Annotated in this window: 2 protein-coding genes and 1 pseudogene; all 3 read right to left on the bottom strand. The window is 45.1% G+C overall.

Annotated elements, in window-relative coordinates:
* Positions 1-557: 557 nt before the first annotated feature.
* A complete protein-coding gene (locus HZY94_RS10310) occupies positions 558-728 on the bottom strand; it encodes a hypothetical protein (RefSeq protein WP_218925688.1) in 171 nt (56 codons plus the stop codon).
* Positions 729-955: 227 nt separating this feature from the next.
* A complete protein-coding gene (locus HZY94_RS00975; protein WP_179924616.1) occupies positions 956-2,518 on the bottom strand; it encodes a DEAD/DEAH box helicase in 1,563 nt (520 codons plus the stop codon).
* A 228-nt stretch (positions 2,519-2,746) separates the two neighbouring features.
* Positions 2,747-2,878, bottom strand: a pseudogene (locus HZY94_RS00980) (IS30 family transposase); the annotation flags it as partial.

Consider the following 2,878-nt stretch of genomic DNA (forward strand, 5'->3'; position numbering starts at 1 on the left):
GAAGAGCTAAAAAACTACGCTAAGGCTCCATATACAACACCCAAATAAGAAAAAAGACTAGCCAAATCCCTTGGGGCACAAGGGGTTAGCTGGTCTTTGTCTATTTTTAGGTGATAAAGTCGGGATTATAGCACATCCCCTACTTTCTGTCTGAAAATCACCTGCTGTCTCAGGATTACCATTCAGGACATTTGAGTGACCTTTTGAAACATTCTACGGCTACTGGCTTTTTTTGGTGGTAAACTAAAGAGGCAAACAAATTCCTCGGGAGATTTTTTATGAACCACTCTTTTATCTACACTATCCTTATTGCAAGAGCTTTTGAACTAGCACTCGCCGCCTATCTGAAGATTCTCTCACCCTCGATAGTGATTCCTATCACTTTTTGGACCCTTATCTCAGTCATCATCTTCGGAATCGCCAATCAAGGTTTTTACAAAAAACAACCAAAAAAGAATATCCAGCGAAGAAGGCGACTACTCCTTAAAACGATTAGACTGCCCTACTTCTTATTTATGCTTATGAATCTGGTCTTCCTCTACACTTCTCATTCGCCTCTAGCTATCTTCGCCCAAACAAGCATCCTCATTAATTGGCATGCCCTGCTTTATGTACTCATTCTGAGCCAGTGCCGCATAAAAGGGGAAGCGGACTAAGGTTCGACCACCTCTTCTTCGCGCAAAAACAAGGAAACCACTCTCCATTTGGAAAGTGGTTCTTTTAAACAACAGCAATTGCTTGAGGTTCAAGCCTATTTACGAAGCAAACTCCAATCAGTCATCAAAATAGAAAACACTCCGATTCCTTGATTTGGAAACTCGGGAGTGGGACAGAACTAAATTTGAAAAAATTTAGTTCTGTCCCAGCCTCGACCGCTCTCTGGTTTCTAGGCTCGGATTCACTAGCCTCGCTTTTTTATTTCTAGGCTCGGGGTAAAAATGTCCACTGGACATTTTTACTTATCTCCTTTGTTGCGGATGACGAAGCCGGTTTTCTTTTCGCTGGAGGTGTTTTGTGGTTTTTGGTTTTTATTTTTACGGTAGCGGTTGTCGCGGTCATAGCGGTCGTTGCGGCGGTTGTCGCGATAATTGTCACGACGGTTCCGGTCGCGGTTTCCGGAGCGGTAGCCACCGTCACGGCGTCCGCCGCGTCCCCGTCCACCATGGCTATTGCCAGAGGGTTTAAATGGCAGTGGTTTTTCACGGGCAATTTCTACTTCTGGTAGGTCTGCTGGGTCTTGTACCACTAGGGTTAGAATGTAAGCTGCCAATTCTTCTGGAGAAAATTCACTCGCCAATTGCAGGGCGTCCTTGCTGACTTTAGCAGCCTTGGCTGCAAAATCTTCTGCCGCAAAGTCGCGTTCAATTTTCCCAAGTGCAACTTTCTTTTTCGCTTGGTAGGCTTCTTCTGCTGTTGGTGGTTTGAGGCCCTTCATCCGTTTTTTGGTCAAGTTCTCAATAATTTGCAGGTAGCCCATCTCATTTGGAGAAACAAAGGTTACGGATTGACCAGATTTACCAGCCCGACCTGTACGACCAATACGATGGACATAGCTCTCCGGGTCTTGTGGAATATCGTAGTTGTAGACATGGGTTACACCGGAGATGTCCAAACCACGCGCTGCAACGTCTGTTGCGACCAAGACATCCAAGTTGCCATTTTTGAAATCTCGAAGCACACGGAGGCGTTTGCCCTGATCCAAGTCTCCATGGATTCCTTCAGCACGGAAACCACGAATTTTCAAGCCACGAGTCAACTCATCAACCCGACGCTTGGTCCGACCAAAGACAATGGCTAATTCCGGCTGCTCCACATCCATCAGCCGCGTCATAGTATCAAACTTCTCTTGCTCTTTGATCCGGATATAGTATTGATCAACCAATTCTGTGGTCAATTCCTTGGCAGCAATTTTGACATGCTCCGGCTCTTTCATAAATTGCACACCAATCCGCTTAATCGCATCTGGCATGGTTGCTGAGAAAAGCAAGGTTTGACGATCTGCAGGCACGCGCTCAATAATCGCTTCAATATCATCCAAGAAGCCCATGTTCAACATCTCATCGGCCTCATCCAAAATCAAGGTTTCAATCTTATCCAGCTTCAAAGCCTTGCGTTTGATCAAGTCCAAGAGACGACCCGGTGTTCCCACCACAATATGCGCCCCGGCCTTCAAAGCCTTGATTTGCTTCTCAATGCTGGATCCCCCATAAACAGAGCGAACTCGCACTCCCTTGGAGCGCCCGAAACGGAACAACTCTTCCTGACTCTGAACTGCCAATTCCCGCGTTGGCGCAATTACCAAGGCCTGAATCGTCGCCTCTTGTGGTCTAATTTTTTCTAAGGTTGGCAAACCAAAAGCAGCCGTTTTCCCTGTACCAGTCTGTGCCTGACCAATAACGTCTTTGCCAGTCAAGGCCAAGGGAATCGTCTGCTCCTGAATGGGGCTGGCTTCTTCAAAACCGGCTTTCTCAATTTCAGTCAATAATTCTTGCGATAAACCTAATTCTATAAATTTCAATGGTATCTTCTTTCTATCAAATCGATTCGGATGGACCTCTTACAATTTCGGTCCCTATCCCCAGGAACAGGCGATGAGATGCCATCCATTTTGAGCACACGCTCCCATCCCACCAACTTCATTGTAACTTATCCAGTATACCACAATAGACACGGAAATAGGTAAAAAGTCCCTCATTTTCACAAAAAATGAAAATGGAATGAAAAAATGCTAAATTTCAAGTTGAAATTAGCCACCACTAAGAAATTCCTTTGGTGACTTGTAGTCCAAACATTTTTTAGGATAATTGTTTATCCAATTTTCAATAAAAGCGACTTCTTTGGGAGTTGTTTCTTTGGTCCCTTTTGGTAACCACCTGCG

The sequence above is a fragment of the Streptococcus danieliae genome (assembly GCF_013415245.1).
Taxonomy (GTDB): domain Bacteria; phylum Bacillota; class Bacilli; order Lactobacillales; family Streptococcaceae; genus Streptococcus; species Streptococcus danieliae_A.